The organism is Burkholderia sp. Bp9012 (assembly GCF_003853825.1).
In the GTDB taxonomy this organism is placed as follows: Bacteria; Pseudomonadota; Gammaproteobacteria; order Burkholderiales; family Burkholderiaceae; genus Burkholderia; species Burkholderia diffusa.
On the sequence record NZ_QTQA01000012.1, the window covers coordinates 138,670 to 158,618 of the forward strand.

A 19,949-nucleotide genomic window follows, 5' to 3' on the forward strand; every position below is an offset into this window, starting at 1 on the left:
CGCGGCCGCACGTCACGTCCGAGTCCCGGGCGAATCGGTGAGAAAGGCGTCGCGGAATGCGTCGAGATACCGGTCGGCGTCGTCGCTGAATTCGCCCGGCAGCAGCGCGAACGCGCGTGCCTGCAGATCCTGCCCGAGCGTCGCGTAGATCGCTGCGTCGGATAACAGCGCGCGGATCGCATCGTGCGTTTGCGGCGAAGCAATCCGCCTTGCATCGCGCGCCAGCAGCGCGGCCGCCGCCAGTTCAGGCTGGAAACCGTGCCGCTCGAGCAGGTCGGGCGCGACGTCCCAGATCCGCTCGCGATTACCCGCGTCGTGAAAATGCGTGAGCAGGAACAGCAGGTCGTACGCGTCGCTGTTCTGGCGTGCGCGCCGATCCTTCCACGCGAGCAACTTCAACAGCGCAAGGGCCGGCAGGCTCGCCACCGGCACCTCGATGCCGGCCGCGATCGACACGACCAGCGCCGTATCGACCGCCTCCTGAAAGCCCAGCACGTTCAGCACGAAATCGCCGCCCGGTGGCCACGCGATTTCGCCGGGTGGCGCCTCGAGCGGCCCGAACGGCACGAGATCGAGCTCCGTGCGAAAGCCTTGCGTCCCGCTGTCGAACAGCAGTTTCTGCTGATGCTTCGGCGCGCGTGCGAATTGCTTCGTCGCGACGAGCGCATCGATGAGCCGTTCGTGAAACGGCCAGCTCACCGCGCACACCGCGACGTCGACGTCCCGCGTCGCACGCACCGGCCGGATGCCGTGGACATGCCACATCAGGATGTCGCGTGCGGTCGCGCCGGCGACGACGAATGCCGCGTCGAGCTGCGCGCAAGCCGCACGGACCGCCTGCAGCAACGCGACCGCCGCCGGCTCGAGCGGCCGGCGCGCGTCGACTTCAAGCGGGCGGGTGGGCGAGGTATCGGTCATGGATGTGTTCGGCGGCGGCAAGATTGCGGCTGTCTCCGGACGAGACGAGATCCGCGTAGATCAGCAGCGGCGGCACGAGCGGCACGTCCTGCTCGCGCCAGTCGAGCGCCGGCGACGGCGGCCAGAATGCTTCGAGCAGCTCGACGTCGCCGCGCTCGTCCGGGCGCAGGCGCGCCTGGAGCAGCAGGCGGTTCGACACGGCGCCGTGCGTATAGACGGTGACCGCGGCCGGCTTCAGGTCGTGCGTCAGCAGGTCGGCCGCAGGTTCGCCGCCGAGCCGCGCGTCGAATGCCGCGAAATCGAAACCGCGCCACCAGTCGGGCGCGAGCGCGGCAAACCGCCGGCTCGGCAATTTCGCGCGCAGGCGGCTCGGGTACAGCGCGACCCATTCCTGCACGAAGCGCGGCCAGTCGGTAAACGCGCGTTCGCCGTTGCGCCGCTGCGCGATGAGGCCGCGTGCGATCAGATCGTCCATTGCGAGATTGACCGTGCCGAGCGCGACGCCCGACGCGGCGGCGATCGCCCGGAGCGGTTGCGTGACGAGGCTCGGCTGCGTCGCGAGCGCGAACATCACGGCGAGCCCCTTGGGTGTCGTCGCGCGCGATGCCTGCCGGCGTGGCGTGCGTGCAGGTTTCGGCCGGCCGGAGATCATCACCGTCGCCTCCGGCTGGATCAGGCACGCGTTGCCGGCGGTATCGATAAACGGGATGTCGTGCTCGATCAGGCGGGCGGCCAGTTCGGCCGATAAATACGGCGCGACCAGCATCAGCGGCCGCTCGGCGGACGCTGGAGGAGCGCGGCGGCGTAACGCGGCGAGCGCGCCTTGCAGCGATTCGACGCCGACGCTCACAACCACCGGCATCTCGAATGTTTGCCCGGCAATGCCGAAGCGGATCATCGCGTCGGCATGCGCGTTGTATGCGGCCGGCATGCGCACGGGCCGTGCGTTGAAGCGCCGGGTCGCGCGTTCGAACGCGGCACAGGCTTCGTCGAGCACATGCTGTTCCGTTATCGGCAGGGTGGCGTGCTGGGGCATCGGGGCGGATCGCTTGTTCACTTTTTCACGAGTGTATGCAAAAAATGTACATCCGTCAAAAAATGAACAAAGACGCTCAACCAGTTGATATGACGGAATTATTCCGGAATGACGAACGGCGATCAACGCGCACTCCAACCTGAAAAATCGAGACGGAACACGCAGTATCGCGAATCCCGCTCGCGGGCGGCAGTCGCCCGCATGACCGTTTTCTTCCGCCGTGCGATTCGTCGTGCGCCCCGACGATTGGCAGGCAACCTCAGGTTGTCGCCGTGACGACTTTCTGTCTTTTCGGTTGCCGTTCAACCGATTATCCTTGCCTGCACATTCCCCACGGAACCCAGGAGACGACACCGTGACGCACAGCGTGATCCCCGCAGGCCTCGCCGACGAAATGATCGAGATCCGGCGCCGCATTCATGCCCACCCCGAGCTGGGTTTCGAGGAATTCGCGACGAGCGACCTCGTCGCCGGGCAGTTGCAGGCGTGGGGCTATACGGTGCATCGCGGGCTCGGCGGCACGGGGGTCGTCGCGCAGCTGAAGGTCGGCAACGGTACGCAGCGCCTCGGCCTGCGTGCCGACATGGACGCGCTGCCGATCCACGAATCGACCGGCCTGCCGTACCAGAGCACGATCCCCGGCAAGATGCACGCGTGCGGCCACGACGGCCACACGGCGATGCTGCTCGCGGCCGCGAAGCACCTGGCGCGCGAGCGCCGCTTTTCCGGCACGCTGAACCTGATTTTCCAGCCGGCCGAGGAAGGGCTCGGCGGCGCGAAGAAAATGCTCGACGACGGGCTGTTCGAGCAGTTCCCGTGCGACGCGATCTTCGCGATGCACAACATGCCGGGTTTCCCGACGGGCAAGTTCGGCTTCCTGCCGGGGCCCTTCATGGCGTCGTCGGATACCGTGATCGTCGACGTGCAGGGGCGCGGCGGCCACGGCGCGGTGCCGCACCGGGCGATCGACCCGGTCGTCGTGTGCGCGCAGATCGTCGTCGCGCTGCAGACGATCGTGTCGCGCAACGTGTCGCCGCTCGACATGGCGATCGTCACGGTGGGCGCGATCCACGCGGGCGAGGCGCCGAACGTGATTCCCGACCGCGCGCAGATGCGCCTGTCCGTGCGCGCGCTGAAGCCGGAGGTGCGCGACCTGCTCGAGACGCGCATCAAGGAAGTCGTTCATGCGCAGGCGGCCGTGTTCGGCGCGACCGCGACGATCGACTACCAGCGCCGCTACCCGGTGCTCGTCAACGACGCGGAGATGACCGCGTTCGCACGCGGCGTCGCGCGCGAGTGGGTCGGCGAGGCGAACCTCATCGACGGGATGGTGCCGCTCACCGGCAGCGAGGATTTCGCGTTCCTGCTCGAGAAGCGGCCGGGCTGCTACCTGATCATCGGCAACGGCGACGGGGAGGGCGGCTGCATGGTGCACAACCCCGGTTACGACTTCAACGACGCGGCATTGCCGACCGGCGCATCGTACTGGGTCAAGCTGGCCGAGACGTTCCTGGTGTGACGCCGCGGCGCATCGATGCGGGCGCCGCCGCCCGTTGCACACCCGCGCGGCCGTGAAACCGGGCGCGCGGGATGCGCGCCGATTTGACGCTCCTTGACATCGACGACACGGTGCGCGTGCTACGCTGCGCGCGACGCCGGATCGGCTCGATGAATACAGGTGTGGACGACATGCGAAAACAGTTTCTGACCGTGCTGACGGCTTGCGCGGTCGGCGTTCTGGCGGCCGGGTGCGACGACCAGAAGGTGGCTGACGCGGTGAATGCGATCAAGCCCGATCCGATGGCGTTCGGCAATCTGCAGCCGGGCGTCTCGACGACCGAGGACGTGCTGCGCCAGGCTGGCAAGCCCGAGATGGTCAGGCAGGGCGAGGACGGCTCGCAGCGGTTCGAGTATCCGCGCGGCCCGTACGGCACGAGCACGTACATGCTCGATTTCGGGCCGGACGGCCGACTCGTGTCGATCACTCAGGCACTGACGGCGGCGAACATCGCGAAGGTCGTGCCGGGGATGTCGAAGGACGACGTGCGGCAGCTGCTCGGCAAGCCGACCGAGGTCGCGCAATACGCGTTGAGTCATGAAGAAGTATGGAGCTGGCACTGGGCCGAGGGCGGCGTATCGGGCGACGCGATGTTCAATGCGCATTTCTCGCCCGACGGCACCGTGATCCGGACTTCGCGCTCGGAAGCGCCGGGCCGCGAAACGCACTGACATCGCGGCTGCGCGGCATCGGACGGTTTTTCGTCAGAATGCCGTGCCGCCGAACAGCGCGGCCGCCATTTCGGGATTCGACGGCCAGTACATGTGCATGTACGTCGCGACGATCGGGCCCGCGCGATAAACGGCTTCGCCGCTGCCGGGCGCGCCGTCGGGCCGCGCAGCGGTCGCCACCGGTGCCAGCGGCGTATCGAGCCGCGAATAATGAAACGTATGACCGTGCATCGGCCCGGTGCGCGTGTCCAGCTGCTGCATCCCGAGCGCCGCGAACCGGCGCTGCATCGTCGCATGGCCCGACAGCAGGCCGAGCATCGGCGTCGTCGAGCCGTCCGCATCGGTCAGCGATTCGCACAGATACACCATCCCGCCGCATTCCGCGACGATCGGCCGGCTGGCCGCCGCGTGCGCGCGAATCGTCCGCGCAGTCACGGCATTCGCCACGAGCGTCGCCGCATGCAGTTCCGGATAGCCGCCCGGCAGGAACAGCGCATCGCAATCGGGGGGCACGGGTTCGTCGGCGAGCGGCGAAAAGAACCGAAGCTGCGCACCGAGCGCATCGAGCAGCGCCAGATTCGCCGGGTAGATGAACGAGAACGCCGCATCGCGCGCGATCGCGATCCGCTTGCCGGCGAGTGCACGCGGCAGCGGGGCGCGGACGTCCGGTGCCGCGAACGAAACCGCGGGCGGCAATTCGGCGAGCGCCGTCTGCGCGAGCACGTCGGCCACGCGCTCGAGCCGCGCATCGAGGTCGTCGATGTCGGCCGGCTGGTGCAGGCCGAGATGGCGCTCCGGCAGCGCGATGCCCGCATCGGCCGGCACGTGCCCGAGCCAGCGCAAGTCGTCGGGCAACGCCTGCCGCAGCAGTTCCGCATGCCGCGGCGACCCGACGCGGTTTGCCAGCACGCCGTGAAACGGCACCTCGGGGCGGAACCGCGCGAGCCCGAACGCGATCGCCGCGAACGTCTGCGCCATCGACTTCGCGGCAATCACCGCGACGACCGGCACGCCGAACGCGACCGCGAGATCGGCGCTGCTCGGCGTGCCGTCGAACAACCCCATTACACCTTCGATCAGGATCAGGTCCGCGTCGCGTGCGGCATCGGCGAGCAGCGCACGGCAGCCGGCTTCCCCGACCATGCCGAGGTCGAGCGCATGCACGGGGGCGCCGCTCGCGCGTTCGAGCAACATCGGATCGAGAAAATCAGGCCCGGTCTTGAACACGCGCACGCGCCGGCCGAGCCGCCGGTGCAGCCGCGCGAGGCCGGCCGTCACCGACGTCTTGCCCTGGCCGGACGCGGGCGCGCTGACGAACAGCGCGGGGCAGGCCGGCATCGCTCAGAACTCCACGCCGGGCTGCGCCTTCACGCCTTGCTCCTTGTACGGATGCTTGACGAGCCGCATTTCGGTGACGAGGTCGGCCGCATCGATCAGTGCATCCGGCGCATGCCGGCCAGTGACGACGACGTGCACCGAATCCGGCCGCCCGACGAGCGTCGCGAGCACTTCGTCGAGCGGCAGATATTCGTACTTCAGCACGGTGTTCAGCTCGTCGAGGATCACCATCCGGTACTCACCGCTTTCGATCATCCGGCGTGCCTCGTCCCAGCCTTTGCGCGCGGTCGCGATGTCGGCGTCGCGGTTCTGCGTGTTCCACGTGTAGCCGTCGCCCATCGTCACGAAGTCGCATTGCGCGACCGCGCCGAGGAAGTCGCGCTCGGACGTGTGCAGCGCGCCCTTGATGAACTGCACGACGCCGAGCCGCATGCCGTGGCCGAGCACGCGCACGGCCATGCCGAACGCGGCCGTGCTCTTGCCCTTGCCGTTACCTGTGTTGACGATCAGCAGGCCCTTTTCCTGGGTGGCGGCGGCCTGCTTTTTTTCATGGCCGGCGCGGCGGCGTTCGGTCATCCGCTGATGGGATTCGGCATCGGTCTTCATCGGGAATCGTCCTGTCGAAAGCGAAACAAAGGGTTCAGAGCGGGCCGGCTAGCGCGACCGTCACGCCGCCCAGGATGGATTTGGGGCCGAGCAGCCGGCCCCGCGGCGCCGCGAGCCGAGCGCACGGCTCGGCCACGCCCGCGACGCCGAAACGCGCGAGCGCGGCAGCCGACGGGCCGCTCAACGCCGGTTCGGGGCACTGCGCGAGCTGCGCCGCGTCGAACGCGACGAGCGGCCAGCCGCGGCGGGCGCACAGCGTGCGCAGCGGCCGGGCACGCGCCTTGTCGGCAAGCGTCGCGACGATGGCCGGCTCGGCATCCGGGTAGTGCGCCAGCGCCGCGCGGATCGCGGCATCGAGTTGCGCGGCCGTCACGTCCGCGCGAAAACCCACGCCGAGCGCGACGCGCATCATGCACGGCCGCCGAGCGCCGCGCGCACTGCCGGATCGTCGGCGAGCGCCGCGACGCGGCCGATCACGACGATCGCGGGCGAACCGATACCGGTCGCGTCCACGCGTTCGACGACGGTGTCGAGCGTCGCGAGCACGTGCCGCTGCCCGTCACGCGTCGCGTTCTCGATCGCCGCGCACGGCATGTCGCCGGGCATGCCGCCGTCGCGCAGCGCGGCCACGATCGCGTCGAGCCGGCGTATGCCCATGTAGATCACGATCGTCATCCGCGTCGCGGCCAGCGCGCGCCAGTCGGGCTCGTCGGCACCCGCGCCGTGGCCCGTGACGAAGATCACGCCCTGCGCATCGCCGCGATGCGTGACCGGAATGCCGAGCGCGGCCGGGGCCGCGATACCGGCCGTGATGCCGTGTACGACCTCGACCGGGAAACCCGCCGCGCCGAGCGCGAGCAGCTCCTCGCCGCCGCGGCCGAACACGAACGGATCGCCGCCCTTGAGCCGCGCGACGCTGCGGCCTGCGCGCAGATGCGCGAGCATCGCGGCGACGATCGCTTCCTGCGGTGTCGACGCATGGCCGCCGCGCTTGCCGACGTGCTCGATGCGCGCGTCCGCGCGCGCATGGCGCAATACGTCGGGGTTCACGAGGTCGTCGACGAGCAGCACATCGGCCGCGGCGATCGCTCGCACGGCCTTCAGCGTCAGCAGATCGGCGTCGCCGGGGCCGGCGCCGACGAGCCAGGCGCGGCTCATCGGACGCGGCACGGCGCACACCGTGTCGTGGCAGTGGAAAGGGGACGGCGAGCGGCGCATCGGCGGCCGGCGGACAGGCAAGGCATGATGGATCGGGCGAAGCCCGCGCGAACGCGGGCGGGAAGCGCACCCCATCCGTCCCCCGCGGATCGGGCGTTCGGCGAGCAGCGGGCTCGCCCCTTGCGTCGGCCGGTATCCGGGCTGGCCGCTTGCCAGACCGCAGCCTTCCCGCCCGCTGAAGGGCAGTGGCATCGCGGGCGGCCTGGGCGCGTGCGGGGGGAACCGCGGCGCGCGGGCGGCGTACCGTTGCGGGGACAGCACAGGCCGGGCGGGCTTCCGCCTCCTGTTTCCCGTTTAACTGCGTGCGCGGAAATGCGCATGCGAGCACCGAACGCGGCGCATACGATAGCACAGCGGTCGGCCCGCGCGAACCCGCCCCGCGGGCGCCGCGAGCGCCCCGGCACGATGCCGCGGCCGTGCCGAACGCGCCGCGGCGGCCCGTTTCGCCTTGACGCTCCCCGCACCGCCGCCTACACTCGCACGCGTTTTGGTGCTCGCGCGCGCTCCTCCGGCGCGCGCAGTTAAACGGGAAACAGGGAGCCTGGCTGCACCGCAGTCGAGCCAACCTGTGCTGCCCCCGCAACGGTAAGCGAACGCATCGCGCCCAGCGCGATGCAGCGCCGCTTCGCCGCATGCCTGCCGCATGCGGACGACAGCCACTGGATGCCGCGCATCCGGGAAGGCGAAGCGGCGTGTTCGTCAGCCCGGATACCGGCCAGAACGTGGGGTTCAGCGCCGCGGGGAGGCGGCGCATCGTCCACGGCCGCAGCACGCCCGACGCCCGAACGTTGCCCGCTTCCTCCGCCGAACCGTCAGCCGCAGCACGCGCGCGGGCCGGGGCGAGGAACGGCCAGCGGCGCAGGCGGGGCCGACGACGGCCGTGTTGGCATTCACCATGTCGACCGTTCGCAAAGGAGCATCATGCTCGACTCGTTCTTCCGCCTGTTCAACGACAGCCCATCCGGGCTGCGCGGCAAAATCGTCGCGATCTATTCATTGCTCGTCGCATTCAACGTCGGCGCGTGGATCTGGGCCTTCGTCGCGTTTCGCGACCAGCCCGTGCTGCTGGGGACCGCGCTGCTCGCCTACGTGTTCGGCCTGCGCCACGCGGTCGACGCCGACCACATCGCCGCGATCGACAACGTCACGCGCAAGCTGATGCAGGAGGGCCGCAGCCCGCTGGGCGCGGGCCTGTTCTTCTCGCTCGGCCATTCGACGGTGGTGATCGTGATGTCGGTTGTGGTCGCGCTGACCGCGGCGTCGCTCGCGCGCTTCGAGAGCATGAAGACCTGGGGCGGCGTGATCAGCACGAGCGTGTCGGCGTTCTTCCTGCTGGTGCTCGCGGCCGCCAACCTGCTGATCCTGATCTCCGTCTACCGGACGTTTCGCGCAGCCCGCCGCGGCGAGACGATCGTCGACGCCGACCTCGACATGCTGATGAACCAGCGCGGTGTGCTGGCCCGCCTGTTCCGGCCGTTGTTCCGCCTCGTGTCGCGCAGCTGGCACCTGTATCCGGTCGGCTTCCTGTTCGGCTTCGGCTTCGATACCGCGACCGAAATCGCGCTGTTCGGCATTTCGGCCACGCAGGTGCAGGGCGGTCTGTCGTTCTGGTCGGTGATGGTGCTGCCGGTGCTGTTCACCGCGGGCATGACGCTCGTCGACACGACGGACGGCATCCTGATGATGGGCGCATACCGCTGGGCGTACGTGCGGCCGATCCGCAAGATTTACTACAACATGACGATCACGTTCGTGTCGGTGCTGGTCGCCGCTCTGATCGGCGGCATCGAGGTGCTCGCGCTGCTCGCGGATAAACTGTCGCTGCAAGGACCCGTCTGGGATTTCTCCACGATGGTCGCATCGCATTTCGGGATGCTCGGCTACGTCGTGATCGGCCTGTTCCTCGCGTGCTGGATCGTGTCGGCCGCGATCTATCGCCTCAAACGCTACGACGAGATCGACGTGACGCTCTCGGCCTGACACCCTTTTCGACACAGGACCCACCATGACCTTACGCAAGCTTCCCGTCACGATCGTCACGGGCTTTCTCGGCAGCGGCAAGACCACGCTGATGCGCCACATCCTGCAGCACGCCGAGGGCCGCCGCATCGCGGTGATCGTCAACGAATTCGGCGAGCTCGGCATCGACGGCGAAATCCTCAAGGGCTGCGGCATCGGCTGCGAGGACGCAGACGGCGTGCAGGGCGAAGCGTCGGGCCAGCTGTACGAACTCGCGAACGGCTGCCTGTGCTGTACCGTGCAGGAGGAGTTCTATCCGGTGATGGAAGCGCTCGTCGAGCGTCGTGCCGACATCGATCACGTACTGATCGAGACGTCGGGCCTCGCGCTGCCGAAGCCGCTCGTGCAGGCCTTCAACTGGCCGACGATCCGCAACAGCTTCACGGTCGACGCGGTCGTGACCGTCGTCGACGGTCCGGCCGCCGCGAGCGGCCAGTTCGCCGAGAACCCGCAGGCCGTCGACGCGCAGCGCCGCGCCGATCCGAACCTCGACCACGAATCGCCGCTGCACGAACTGTTCGCCGACCAGCTGTCGTCCGCCGATCTCGTGATCGTGAACAAGGCCGATCTCGTCGCCGACGCGCAGTTTGCCGAGGTCGAAGCCGCGATCCGGGAGGAAATTCCGCCGCAGGTGAAGATCGTGCGCGCGACGCGTGGCGAACTGGACGTCGCGATGCTGCTCGGGCTCGAATCGGCATCGGAGGAAACGATTCACCTGCGGCACGACCATCACGGCTCGGCCAACGACGGCGATCACGACCACCATCACGACGATTTCGATTCGGTGGTGGTGTCGGGCGATGCGGGCACGCGCGAAGCGACGATCGCCGCGCTGCAGCGTGTCGTCGAGACGCACACGATCTACCGCGCGAAAGGGTTCGCCGCGCTGCCCGATGCGCCGATGCGGCTCGTGATCCAGGGTGTCGGCCGGCGCTTCGACAGCTACTTCGACCGTCGCTGGCAGGACGGCGAAACGCGTGCGAGCCGCTTCGTGCTGATCGGCGAGGATCTCGACGCGGCCGCGCTGCAGCGCGCGTTCGACGCCGCGTGCGCGGCCGACCTGCAACAGGCGTAACGCGCGATGCATCTGCTGCGCACCACGCCGGGCGGCTTCGTCGACGATACGCAGGGCGTCGTCCGGATCGACCAGCAGCCGGCCGACATCGTGATCCTGAGCTCGGCCGACACGACGCTGTCGCTGCTGGCCAGCGTCGTGCCGAAACTGCCTGCCGGCTTTCCGAGCGTGCGGCTTGCGAACGTCACGTTCCTGCGGCAGCCGGCGTCGGTCGATTTCTATGTCGACGACGTGCTGCGTCACGCGAAGACGGTCGTGATCGATCATCTGGGCGGCGAAGCATACTGGCCGTACGGGATCGAGCAGGCCGTGTCGCTCGCGTCGAAACGGAAGCAGCAGCTGGCGATGTTCTCGGGCGACCTGCAGGAAGACCCGAACCTCGTCGCGAAGAGCACGGTCGCGCCCGACCTGTGCCGGCGGTGGTGGCGCTACCTGCGCGAAGGCGGAAGGCACAACGCCGAGGCCTTGCTGCGCAGCATCGCGTTCCATACGCTCGGATTCGGCGACGAGCCCGAGCTGCCGCGCCCGCTGCCGGCTGCCGCGCTGTATCACCCGGCGCGCGACCCGGCGAGCGTCGACGACTGGCGGGCGCACTGGACGCCCGGCGCACCCGTCGTCGCGATCCTGTTCTATCGCGCGCACTGGCAGGCCGCGAACACCGCGGTGTTCGACGCGCTGACCGACGCGCTCGTGCGCGAGGGGCTCAATCCGTTGCCGATCGCGGTCACGTCATTGAAGGATGCGGTGAGTCGCGAGGTCATCACGCAGTTGTGCGACACGCACGATGTCGCGCTCGTGCTGAACACCACCGCTTTCGCGGCCGGCGCGATCGACAGCCCCGAGCCCGACGTGCTCGCCGGCGATGCACCGGTGCTGCAGGTGATCCTGTCCGGCGGCAACCGCGACGCGTGGGTGGCCGACAACCAGGGGCTGCATGCGCGCGACATCGCGATGCACATCGCGTTGCCCGAGGTCGACGGGCGCATCGTCACGCGCGCGGTGAGCTTCAAGGGACTGGCATATCGTTGTCCGCACACCGAAGTCGACGTCGTGCGCTACCAGCCGGACGCCGAACGCATCGCGTTCGTCGCGGCGCTCGCGCGCGGCTGGTGCCGGCTGCGCACGCTCGACAATGCCGACAAGCGCATCGCGCTGATCCTCGCGAACTATCCGCAAAGCGAAGGGCGGATCGGCAACGGCGTCGGGCTCGACACGCCGGCGTCCGCACTGCATGTGCTGGCGGCGCTGCGCGATGCGGGCTATGCCGTGGCCGACCTGCCGGCCGATGGCGACGCGCTGATCGCGCGACTCACCGAAGGCGTCACCAACGACCCGGCCGTGCATGCGTTGCGCCCCGCATTCCAGAGCTTCGCGCTGGCCGATTACGTCGCGCGTTTCTCGCGTCTGCCGGCCGCCGTGCGCGACGCGCTGAACGCACGCTGGGGCCCGCCCGAAGCAGACCCGACGCTGCGGCAGGGGCGCTTCACGATTGCCGGCTGGCGCGCGGGCAACGTGTTCGTCGGCATCCAGCCGTCGCGCTCGCGCGGCGAGAACGACTATGCGAGCTACCACGATGCGGACCTGGTGCCGCCGCACGCGTATCTCGCGTTCTACTTCTGGCTGCGCGATGCGTTCGGCATCGACGCGGTCATCCACCTCGGCAAGCACGGCAACCTCGAATGGCTGCCGGGCAAGAGCGTCGCGCTGTCCGACGCGTGCTGGCCCGACCTGACGCTCGGGCCGCTGCCGCATCTGTATCCGTTCATCGTCAACGATCCGGGCGAGGGCAGCCAGGCGAAGCGCCGCGCGCAGGCCGTGATCATCGATCACCTGATGCCGCCGCTCACGCGCGCGGAAAACTACGGCCCGCTGCAGGATCTCGAACGGCAGGTCGACGAATACTACGAAGCGCTGATGGTCGACGCGCGCCGCGCGAAGCTGCTGCGCAAGACGATCCTCGCGACGATCGCCGAACACCGGCTGCACGACGAACTGAGCGTGTCGCCGCCGCGCGATGCGGGCGACGAGGATGCGCTGCTGACGCGCGTCGACGCGTGGCTGTGCGAATTGAAGGAAGCACAGATTCGCGACGGGCTGCACGTGTTCGGGGTGTCCCCCACCGACCGTCAGCGACGGGACACACTGCTCGCGCTCGCACGTTTTCCGGTCGGCGACGGCAAGGGCGAACGCGCGGGGCTGATCGGCGCGCTCGCACGTGATCTCGCGCTCGGCGACGAGTTCGATCCGCTCGCGGCCGACTGGGCCGCACCGTGGACGGGCCCGCGGCCGGCCGTTCTGCAAGCGCTCGACGCGTCGCCGTGGCGCCATGCCGGCGACACGCGCGAGCGGCTCGAACGGCTCGCGCAGCATTGGCTCGACGGCCTGTGCGTGACTGTTTCCGGCGCGACCGGCGCCGATGCGGACCCAACGCCGCCCGGCGACTGGCCGCACACGCGCGCCGTGCTCGAACGCGTGCGCTCGACGCTGCTGCCCGCACTCGACGCATGCGGCGGCGAGGAACTGCGCCAGCTGCTGCGCGGGCTCGACGGCTGCTTCGTGCCGCCGGGGCCGAGCGGCTCGCCGTCGCGCGGCCGGCCCGACGTGCTGCCGACGGGCCGCAACTTCTATTCGGTCGATACGCGCGCGGTGCCGACGCAGGCCGCCTGGTCGCTCGGACTGAAATCCGCGCAGCAGCTGATCGAACGCCATCTGCAGGATCACGGCGACTATCCGCGCGCGATCGGGCTGTCGGTCTGGGGGACGGCCACGATGCGCACCGGCGGCGACGACATCGCGCAGGCGTTCGCGCTCCTCGGCGTGCGGCCGAAATGGGCGCATGGCAGCCATCGCGTGACCGACTTCGAGATCCTGCCGATCGAGATCTTCGACCGGCCGCGCATCGACGTGACGCTGCGCGTGTCGGGCTTCTTCCGCGACGCCTTCCCGAACCTGATGCACCTGTTCGACGCGGCCGTGCAGGCCGTTGCCGCGCTCGACGAGCCCGAGGCACTGAACCCGATCCGCGCGCGCGTCGAACGCGAACGCGCGAAATGGATCGAGCAGGGCGTGGCGCCGGACGAAGCGCGGCGTCGTGCCGGCTGGCGCGTGTTCGGCGCGCGGCCGGGCAGCTACGGCGCGGGCCTGCAGGACCTGATCGACCAGCGCCGCTGGCAGACCGACGCCGATCTCGCCGATGCGTACCGCCAGTGGGGCGGCCATGCATACGCGCAGAACAGCGCCGGCGACGCCGCGCCCGACGTGTTCGGCGAACGGCTCGCGACGATCGACGTCGTCGTGCAGAACCAGGACAGCCGCGAACACGACATCCTCGATTCGAACGACTACTACCAGTTCCAGGGCGGGATGACGGCAGCCGTGCGGCACCTGTCGGGGCAGCAGCCGAGCATCTACCACGGCGACCATGCGAACCCGGTCGCGCCGAAGATGCGCACGTTGCGCGAGGAAATCGCGCGCGTGATCCGTTCGCGCGTCGTCAATCCGAAATGGCTCGACGGCGTGAAACGCCATGGCTACAAGGGCGCGGCCGAAATGGCCGCGACCGTCGACTACCTGTACGGCTATGACGCGACCGCGCGCGTGCTGTCGGACCACCAGTACGCGCTCGTCGCCGACGCGTACCTGTTCGACGGCGACACGCGCGCGTTCCTCGAACGACACAACCCGCAGGCGCTGCACGGCATCTGCGAACGTTTCGTCGAAGCGATGCAGCGGGGGCTGTGGCAGCAGCCGGGCGACTATCGCGAGCGGATCGAAGCGGTCTGGCTCGACAGCGAACAATTTCAGGAAGGAGGACGGCGATGACCGATCCGACGACGCATCGCGCCCGCGCGGTATTCCCGTTCGCGGCGCTGGTCGCGCAGCAACCGCTGCAGCAGGCGCTGCTGCTGGCGGCGATCGACCCGTCGCTCGGCGGCGTGCTCGTCAGCGGGCCGCGCGGCACCGCGAAATCGACCGCCGCACGCGCGCTCGCCGAACTGCTGCCTGAAGGGGCATTCGTCACGCTGCCGCTGTCGGCGAGCGACGAACAGGTCACGGGCACGCTCGATCTCGCACATGCGCTCGCTGAAAACGGCGTACGCTTCCGGCCGGGCCTGCTCGCGCGCGCGCATCGTGGCGTGCTGTACGTCGACGAGGTGAACCTGCTCGCCGACGGGCTCGTCGATACGCTGCTCGACGTCGCCGCGAGCGGCGTGAACGTGGTCGAGCGCGATGGCGTGTCGCATGCGCACGACGCGCGCTTCGTGCTGGTCGGCACGATGAATCCCGAAGAAGGCGAACTGCGCCCGCAACTGCTCGACCGCTTCGGGCTGATGGTCGAGCTCGAGAACTGCTTCGATGCCGCGCAGCGCGAACGGATCGTGAAGGCGCGCCTCGCGTTCGATCTCGACCCGGACGCGTTTCGTGCACGTCACGCGGCCGCGCAGCGCGAACTCGGCGACCGGATTCACGCGGCGCGGGCACGGTTGTCGGCGCTGGATTTCGACGATGCGGTTCATTCGCGCGTCAGCGCGCTGTGCATCGACGCGGCCGTCGACGGCCTGCGCGCCGACCTCGTGATGCTGCGCGCCGCGCGCGCGCTCGCGGCGCTGGAGCAGGCCGACGCGGTGACGGTGTCGCACGTCGAACGTGTGGCCGACGCGGTGCTGCGGCATCGGCGTCATGCGGGTACGCCGCCGTCGTCGGGCGCGACGCAGTCGAATGCAGAGGCCGGCGGCAACCGCGACGACGATACGCCGCCGGATATGCGCCGGCAGCCCGCGCCTCCACCAAGCGCGGCCCGAAATGACGCGACTGCGGCGCAAGGCGACTGGGGCTACCTGCCGCCCGAGCCGGTCGGACTGCGTGACGTGAAGAGCGTGGTGCCGCTGCCGCTAAAAAAACGCTGAGCCATCGAGCCGACGCCGCCGCGAACGCCGTTCGCGGTCCTCGATGGCAATCAGGCGCTGCCGCGCGCGTGCCGGGCACGGTGCGTGCCGGCACGGCCGTTGCATGGCCGGCGACGCTCGCCGCGAAGCGCGGTGACCCGCTGCACGCCGACCATCTGCGTTTCCGCAAGCGGGCCGGCACACCGCGCGCACTCCATTGTTTCGTGCTCGACTGTTCTGCGTCGATGCTGTCGCACGATCGGCTCGCGCTCGCGAAAGGCCTGATCGTCGCGTACTTCGATGAGGCCGCGCGCGACCGCGTGGAAACCGCGCTGATCTGCTTCGGCGGCAACGGCACCGCGAAGCGGTTCGGCCCGGCCGTGCCGCGCTGGTGGAATGCGCGCTGGCTCGAACCGGTGGACGGCGGCGGCGGCACGCCGCTTGCCGACGGCATCGCGGCCGCCGCGCAATTGCTCGCGGGTGTCGCACGGCGTACGCCGGACCGGCAGCGCTGGCTATGGGTACTGTCTGACGGCCGCACGCGCGAAACGCCGTCGAGACCGGCGGCCGCCGATCACGTCGTGTTCGTCGACTTCGACGACGCGGCCGTGCGAATCGGGCAGGGCAGGCGGCTCGCCGATGCATGGGACGCGCAATGGATGACGGCCGCATCACTGTGCCCCGGGCCGGCCGGCTGATCGCGTGGTCAGCCGTGCGTGGCGATCGCCGGCGCTGCGCTATGATCGCCTTTTCTCCCCACTGGAATACCCGCCATGCAAGTACTCGTCGATGCCGACGCGTGTCCCGCCGTCATCAAGGACATGCTGTTTCGCGCCGCGCGTCGTGCCGAGATCTGCGTGACGCTGGTCGCGAACCAGTTCCTGCGCACGCCGCCGTCTCCGTTCATCAAGGCGCTGCAGGTGCCGGCCGGCTTCGACGTGGCCGATGCGCGGATCGTCGAACTCGCGGAAGCCGGCGATCTCGTCATCACCGCCGACATCCCGCTGGCAGCGGCCGTTCTCGACAAGGGCGCGCATGCGCTCGACCCGCGCGGCAACTGGTTCAGCCGCGAGAACATCGCGGAACGGCTGTCGACGCGCGCGATGATGGAACAGCTGCGCAGTGCGGGCATCGATACAGGCGGCCCGGCCCCGTTCAGCGTACGCGACGGCAAGGCGTTCGCGTCGCAATTCGATCGGTTCCTGGCACGCCACGGCAAGCCGTGACATACCGGGCGTCAATCGTGTGACACGTCACCGGTGTCGCGTCGAAACGTCGGCTACGGCAGAATACGGATTCGCCCCGACATTGATGTCGTGCCGCGAACGCCTCATCGGAGAGCATGGATGTCACCGACCCAACTTCTCGTTCCGACCTTCACCCAGATGCTGCGCGCGCAATCCGCGTGGCTCGACAAAGCCGCCGCGCACCGGCAGGCCGAGGGCAGCGCGCCCGATGCATTGCTGACGCTCAAGCTCGCGCCCGACATGTATCCGCTCGCCGCCCAGGTGAGGTTTTCGTGCTTCCAGGCAATGGAGCCGGTCTATCGTCTGCGCGGCGAAGCGCTGCCGGACGCGCTGCTGGCATTGCGGGAAGCCGGCTGGCATGCCGACGCGCAGCCCGGCACGCTGAGCGACGCGCAAGGGATCGTCGCCGGCACGATCGCATTCCTCGGCGAACTCGCGCCCGACGCACTCGATGGCGGCGCCGCGCTGCCGATCGCGCTCGAACTGCCGAACGGCATCGCGTTCGACATGACGGGCGAACAGTACGCGCGCGACTGGGCGTTGCCGCAGTTCTACTTTCACGCGATCGCCGCGTACGCGATCCTGCGCCATCACGGCGTCGAGCTCGGCAAGGCCGACTACGTGCCGCACATGCTGGCCTACGTGCGGCCCGGCACGATTCCGCAGGGTTGAACGGTCGAGCGGACGATCCGGCCGCCGTGCACCGGCATGACACGGGCCCTGTTCATCTGTAGCCGCAACCGGCTGCGCAGCCCCACGGCCGAGGCGGTGTTCGCCGCGTGGCCGGGCGTCGAAACCGACTCCGCGGGCCTCGCGCCTGACGCGCAGACGCGCTTGTCCGCCGAGCAACTCGAATGGGCCGAGATCGTGTTCGTGATGGAGCGTGCACACAAGGCGAAGCTGTCCGCGCGATTCGGCATCCGGCTGAAGCACAAGAAGATCGTCTGCCTCGACATTCCCGACCGCTACGCGTACATGCAGCCCGAACTGGTCGCGCTGCTCGAGCGCAAGGCCGGTCCGTTGCTGCGCACCTGAGCCGCGCGGGCCGGTTCAGCGCTCGCGGAGCCGCCCGTCCGCGAGCGCGGGAAAGCGGTCGAGGTGCAGCAGTTCGATGATCTTGCGGGTCGGCACGCTGGCGCGCAGCGTCTCGAGCTGTTCGACGTCGAACCACTTGCAGCGCGCAATCTCGTTGCTCGCGCGCGGCGTCAGGTGTTTCGGCACGTCGGCCACGAACACATGATGGAGCTTCGTGAGGCCGCCGAACTGCACCGCATAGTCGAGCGCGAGCCCCTCCAGCCGCGTTTCCTCCGCCAGTTCCCGATGCGCGGCCTCCAGCGGCGTCTCGCCGCGCCGGATCGTGCCGCCCGGCAGCGACCAGCGCGCCGCGGTGCGGGCGACCAGCAGCACGCTGCTGCGCTGGCGGCACACGATCGTGGCGCGTTCCTTGATGCTGGCGACGGTATCCGGCCCGATATTCATGTTCGGCAAAACAGGTGCTGAATCGTGGAGGAAATGTAGGTCGACCGGCGTTGGCGGCCTGTCGCCCGATCGTCGGGCACGACGGCATGCAAGCCGCCGCGCCGATCATACCGGGCGTTCATGACAGTTCCGTGCGTTGTCGCGCGCAACGCGCATCGCATCACGCGTGCGTGTAGAGCCCCGTGCGTGCCGGTTTCCCGGACCGCCCACGACGCCGCTTGTGGATCGCACGCCGGTGCTGATGCGGTGGCGGCGTCACGTGCGGGCGCGTGGGCGCGGGCCGTGCCGTCGGCGCGGCGGCGCGCGGCTGTGATTGTCCCTCGCCAAAATGGAAGGTCTGGGTTTGCGCGCGGGCGACGCCCAGCGTCGACGCCAGCATGATGGCCGCGAGCAGCATGTGTTTCATGAAAGGTCCGCCTTTACTCAGTGAGCACCTTGCGCCAGCTTAACGAACCGCGGCCCGGCGCCGCAACCGGCCTGCGTTCGGTGTCGTCCCCACTTGCGGGCGGCCGCGTTCTTCACACGGCTGCCGGGCATATCCGGCTTGACAATAAAATTCCCGAGTGTGAATATAAATTCACACACAGGAATTATCGTTCGAGTCCGGGAACCCGTGCCGCCGCTGTCGGCACGACGGAACAGACGGTCCGATCAACCGGGAGCAGGAGCGAGACGCATGGCGGAGCTGGAGCAGCAGGGCGCGTTGGCGGGGTTGCGCATCATCGATCTGTCGCGGGTGCTGGGCGGCCCGTACGCGACGCAGATTCTCGCCGACCACGGCGCGGAGGTGATCAAGGTCGAACCGCCGTCGGGCGACGAGACGCGCACCTGGGGGCCGCCGTTCGACGGCGACACCGCGTCGTATTTCCTCGGCGTGAACCGCAACAAGCTCGGCATCGCGCTCGACCTGACGAAGCCGGAGGATCGCGAGCGGCTGCTCGGCCTGCTCGAGCACGCCGACGCGCTGGTCGAAAACTTCAAGATCGGCACGATGGAGCGCTGGGGCCTCGGCTTCGATACGCTGCACGCACGCTTTCCGCGTCTCGTCCATTGCCGCGTGTCGGGCTTCGGCGCGGACGGCCCGCTCGGCGGGCTGCCCGGCTACGACGCGGCCGTGCAGGCACTGGCCGGGCTGATGAGCGTGAACGGCGAGGCGGGCGGGGCGCCGCTGCGCGTCGGCGTACCGATCGTCGATCTCGTCACCGGGCTGAACGCGGCGCTCGGCGTGCTGATGGCGCTGCGCGAACGCGATGCGAGCGGGCGCGGCCAATTCGTCGAATCGACGCTGTTCGACTGCGCGCTGTCGATCCTGCATCCGCATACGCCGAACTTCTTCCATTCGGGGCGGGCCCCGGTGCGCACCGGCAACGCGCATCCGAACATCACGCCTTACGACAGCTTTCCGACCGCGAGCGTCGACATCTTTCTCGCGGTCGGCAACAACGGGCAGTTCGCCGCGCTGTGCGACGTCCTCGGCACGCGCGAGTGGCCCGACGATCCGCGCTTCGTCGACAACCGCGCGCGCAGCGCGAACCGCGCCGCATTACGCGCGCTGCTCGAAACGGCACTGGCCGAACACGACGGCGCGGCACTGGCCGAGCAGCTGATGCGCCGCGGCGTGCCGTGCGCGCCCGTGCTCGGGCTCGACGCGGCGCTCGACCATCCGCACGTCGCGCATCGCCAGATGAAGGTCGAACTGGGTCGGCATCGCGGCATCGCGTCGCCGATCAAGCTCGGCCGCACGCCGGCCACGTACCGGCGGCCGCCGCCCGCGCTGAACGAACACGCGGCGCAGGTGTTTGCCGACGACGCACGCGACGACAACGGCCCGCGTCGCAACTGACCCGCATCGCGGCCGGCGGCGTGCGGCACCGCACGCCCGCACCCCCTTCGCACAT

At 69.3% G+C, this 19,949-nt stretch carries 19 protein-coding genes and 2 riboswitches; of the genes, 11 read left to right on the top strand and 8 right to left on the bottom strand.

Translation table 11 applies throughout. The annotated features are described in order from the left end of the window. Positions 1-12: 12 nt before the first annotated feature. Together DIE11_RS18410 and DIE11_RS18415 are read right to left on the bottom strand one after the other, a co-directional pair. Positions 13-918: a nucleotidyl transferase AbiEii/AbiGii toxin family protein gene (locus DIE11_RS18410; RefSeq protein WP_124626170.1), complete on the bottom strand. Its 906-nt coding sequence runs from the start codon at positions 916-918 to the stop codon at positions 13-15. Beyond that, positions 887-1,954 carry a type IV toxin-antitoxin system AbiEi family antitoxin gene (locus tag DIE11_RS18415; protein WP_124626173.1) on the bottom strand — a complete coding sequence of 356 codons (1,068 nt, stop codon included), beginning with the start codon at positions 1,952-1,954 and terminating at the stop codon, positions 887-889. The genes DIE11_RS18410 and DIE11_RS18415 overlap by 32 nt, the downstream gene beginning before the upstream one ends. Positions 1,955-2,309: 355 nt before the next feature. On the opposite strand from DIE11_RS18415, the gene DIE11_RS18420 reads away from it, so the two are divergent. Together DIE11_RS18420 and bamE are read left to right on the top strand one after the other, a co-directional pair. After that, the gene (locus tag DIE11_RS18420; RefSeq protein ID WP_059606738.1) at positions 2,310-3,473 is read left to right on the top strand and encodes a M20 aminoacylase family protein; all 1,164 of its coding nucleotides are present in this window, start codon (positions 2,310-2,312) and stop codon (positions 3,471-3,473) included. Between the two features lie 170 nt (positions 3,474-3,643). Next, positions 3,644-4,183 carry an outer membrane protein assembly factor BamE gene (gene bamE, locus DIE11_RS18425; protein WP_124626175.1) on the top strand — a complete coding sequence of 180 codons (540 nt, stop codon included), beginning with the start codon at positions 3,644-3,646 and terminating at the stop codon, positions 4,181-4,183. A 33-nt stretch (positions 4,184-4,216) separates the two neighbouring features. Here bamE and DIE11_RS18430 read toward each other — a convergent pair whose 3' ends face one another. The 4 genes from DIE11_RS18430 to cobA are packed head-to-tail and all read right to left on the bottom strand — an operon-like array spanning position 4,217 to position 7,345. Further along, positions 4,217-5,521 carry a cobyrinate a,c-diamide synthase gene (locus DIE11_RS18430; RefSeq protein ID WP_124626177.1) on the bottom strand — a complete coding sequence of 435 codons (1,305 nt, stop codon included), beginning with the start codon at positions 5,519-5,521 and terminating at the stop codon, positions 4,217-4,219. A 3-nt stretch (positions 5,522-5,524) separates the two neighbouring features. Next, entirely contained in the window at positions 5,525-6,127 is a 603-nt protein-coding gene (gene cobO / locus DIE11_RS18435) for a cob(I)yrinic acid a,c-diamide adenosyltransferase (protein WP_059524395.1), read from the bottom strand. A gap of 34 nt (positions 6,128-6,161) precedes the next feature. Next, positions 6,162-6,539 carry a cobalamin biosynthesis protein gene (locus DIE11_RS18440; RefSeq protein ID WP_059606744.1) on the bottom strand — a complete coding sequence of 126 codons (378 nt, stop codon included), beginning with the start codon at positions 6,537-6,539 and terminating at the stop codon, positions 6,162-6,164. Next, positions 6,536-7,345 carry a uroporphyrinogen-III C-methyltransferase gene (gene cobA / locus DIE11_RS18445; protein WP_082729047.1) on the bottom strand — a complete coding sequence of 270 codons (810 nt, stop codon included), beginning with the start codon at positions 7,343-7,345 and terminating at the stop codon, positions 6,536-6,538. The genes DIE11_RS18440 and cobA overlap by 4 nt, the downstream gene beginning before the upstream one ends. Positions 7,346-7,454: 109 nt before the next feature. Further along, positions 7,455-7,692: riboswitch (cobalamin riboswitch) on the bottom strand. Between the two features lie 124 nt (positions 7,693-7,816). Then, positions 7,817-8,080, top strand: a riboswitch (cobalamin riboswitch). A 186-nt stretch (positions 8,081-8,266) separates the two neighbouring features. On the opposite strand from cobA, the gene DIE11_RS18450 reads away from it, so the two are divergent. From DIE11_RS18450 to DIE11_RS18485, 8 genes are all read left to right on the top strand, one after another. Continuing rightward, positions 8,267-9,325 carry a HoxN/HupN/NixA family nickel/cobalt transporter gene (locus tag DIE11_RS18450; RefSeq protein ID WP_124626179.1) on the top strand — a complete coding sequence of 353 codons (1,059 nt, stop codon included), beginning with the start codon at positions 8,267-8,269 and terminating at the stop codon, positions 9,323-9,325. 25 nt (positions 9,326-9,350) lie between these two features. Beyond that, positions 9,351-10,439, top strand: coding sequence for a cobalamin biosynthesis protein CobW (gene cobW / locus DIE11_RS18455; RefSeq protein WP_124626181.1), 1,089 nt, complete (start codon positions 9,351-9,353; stop codon positions 10,437-10,439). 6 nt (positions 10,440-10,445) lie between these two features. Further along, positions 10,446-14,261, top strand: coding sequence for a cobaltochelatase subunit CobN (gene cobN, locus DIE11_RS18460; protein ID WP_124626183.1), 3,816 nt, complete (start codon positions 10,446-10,448; stop codon positions 14,259-14,261). Further along, positions 14,258-15,346 (top strand): ATP-binding protein, encoded by a 1,089-nt coding sequence (locus tag DIE11_RS18465; protein ID WP_124626185.1) that lies wholly within the window; start codon positions 14,258-14,260, stop codon positions 15,344-15,346. The genes cobN and DIE11_RS18465 overlap by 4 nt, the downstream gene beginning before the upstream one ends. Before the next feature lie 68 nt (positions 15,347-15,414). Then, a complete protein-coding gene (locus DIE11_RS18470) occupies positions 15,415-16,023 on the top strand; it encodes a magnesium chelatase (RefSeq protein ID WP_124626187.1) in 609 nt (202 codons plus the stop codon). 75 nt (positions 16,024-16,098) lie between these two features. Then, positions 16,099-16,551, top strand: a complete 453-nt coding sequence (locus tag DIE11_RS18475) for a YaiI/YqxD family protein (RefSeq protein ID WP_124626189.1) — start codon at positions 16,099-16,101, stop codon at positions 16,549-16,551. Positions 16,552-16,671: 120 nt separating this feature from the next. Next, positions 16,672-17,244: a DUF1993 family protein gene (locus DIE11_RS18480; RefSeq protein ID WP_124626191.1), complete on the top strand. Its 573-nt coding sequence runs from the start codon at positions 16,672-16,674 to the stop codon at positions 17,242-17,244. A gap of 36 nt (positions 17,245-17,280) precedes the next feature. Continuing rightward, positions 17,281-17,607 carry a low molecular weight protein tyrosine phosphatase family protein gene (locus DIE11_RS18485; RefSeq protein WP_059683377.1) on the top strand — a complete coding sequence of 109 codons (327 nt, stop codon included), beginning with the start codon at positions 17,281-17,283 and terminating at the stop codon, positions 17,605-17,607. 15 nt (positions 17,608-17,622) lie between these two features. Here DIE11_RS18485 and DIE11_RS18490 read toward each other — a convergent pair whose 3' ends face one another. After that, positions 17,623-18,051: an NUDIX hydrolase gene (locus DIE11_RS18490; RefSeq protein WP_124626193.1), complete on the bottom strand. Its 429-nt coding sequence runs from the start codon at positions 18,049-18,051 to the stop codon at positions 17,623-17,625. 160 nt (positions 18,052-18,211) lie between these two features. Then, positions 18,212-18,457, bottom strand: a complete 246-nt coding sequence (locus DIE11_RS18495) for a hypothetical protein (RefSeq protein ID WP_059606767.1) — start codon at positions 18,455-18,457, stop codon at positions 18,212-18,214. A 270-nt stretch (positions 18,458-18,727) separates the two neighbouring features. On the opposite strand from DIE11_RS18495, the gene DIE11_RS18500 reads away from it, so the two are divergent. Next, positions 18,728-19,894 carry a CaiB/BaiF CoA-transferase family protein gene (locus DIE11_RS18500; RefSeq protein ID WP_124626195.1) on the top strand — a complete coding sequence of 389 codons (1,167 nt, stop codon included), beginning with the start codon at positions 18,728-18,730 and terminating at the stop codon, positions 19,892-19,894. Positions 19,895-19,949: the final 55 nt, after the last annotated feature.

Bases quoted from the DNA above. Each gene is read 5' to 3' on its own strand.
- DIE11_RS18410 (WP_124626170.1), bottom strand. From the start codon at position 918: ATGACCGATACCTCGCCCACCCGCCCGCTTGAAGTCGACGCGCGCCGG.
- DIE11_RS18415 (WP_124626173.1), bottom strand. From the start codon at position 1,954: ATGCCCCAGCACGCCACCCTGCCGATAACGGAACAGCATGTGCTCGAC.
- bamE (WP_124626175.1), top strand. From the start codon at position 3,644: ATGCGAAAACAGTTTCTGACCGTGCTGACGGCTTGCGCGGTCGGCGTT.
- DIE11_RS18430 (WP_124626177.1), bottom strand. From the start codon at position 5,521: ATGCCGGCCTGCCCCGCGCTGTTCGTCAGCGCGCCCGCGTCCGGCCAG.
- cobO (WP_059524395.1), bottom strand. From the start codon at position 6,127: ATGAAGACCGATGCCGAATCCCATCAGCGGATGACCGAACGCCGCCGC.
- DIE11_RS18440 (WP_059606744.1), bottom strand. From the start codon at position 6,539: ATGATGCGCGTCGCGCTCGGCGTGGGTTTTCGCGCGGACGTGACGGCC.
- cobA (WP_082729047.1), bottom strand. From the start codon at position 7,345: ATGCGCCGCTCGCCGTCCCCTTTCCACTGCCACGACACGGTGTGCGCC.
- DIE11_RS18450 (WP_124626179.1), top strand. From the start codon at position 8,267: ATGCTCGACTCGTTCTTCCGCCTGTTCAACGACAGCCCATCCGGGCTG.
- cobW (WP_124626181.1), top strand. From the start codon at position 9,351: ATGACCTTACGCAAGCTTCCCGTCACGATCGTCACGGGCTTTCTCGGC.
- cobN (WP_124626183.1), top strand. From the start codon at position 10,446: ATGCATCTGCTGCGCACCACGCCGGGCGGCTTCGTCGACGATACGCAG.
- DIE11_RS18465 (WP_124626185.1), top strand. From the start codon at position 14,258: ATGACCGATCCGACGACGCATCGCGCCCGCGCGGTATTCCCGTTCGCG.
- DIE11_RS18475 (WP_124626189.1), top strand. From the start codon at position 16,099: ATGCAAGTACTCGTCGATGCCGACGCGTGTCCCGCCGTCATCAAGGAC.
- DIE11_RS18480 (WP_124626191.1), top strand. From the start codon at position 16,672: ATGTCACCGACCCAACTTCTCGTTCCGACCTTCACCCAGATGCTGCGC.
- DIE11_RS18485 (WP_059683377.1), top strand. From the start codon at position 17,281: ATGACACGGGCCCTGTTCATCTGTAGCCGCAACCGGCTGCGCAGCCCC.
- DIE11_RS18490 (WP_124626193.1), bottom strand. From the start codon at position 18,051: ATGAATATCGGGCCGGATACCGTCGCCAGCATCAAGGAACGCGCCACG.
- DIE11_RS18495 (WP_059606767.1), bottom strand. From the start codon at position 18,457: ATGAAACACATGCTGCTCGCGGCCATCATGCTGGCGTCGACGCTGGGC.
- DIE11_RS18500 (WP_124626195.1), top strand. From the start codon at position 18,728: ATGGCGGAGCTGGAGCAGCAGGGCGCGTTGGCGGGGTTGCGCATCATC.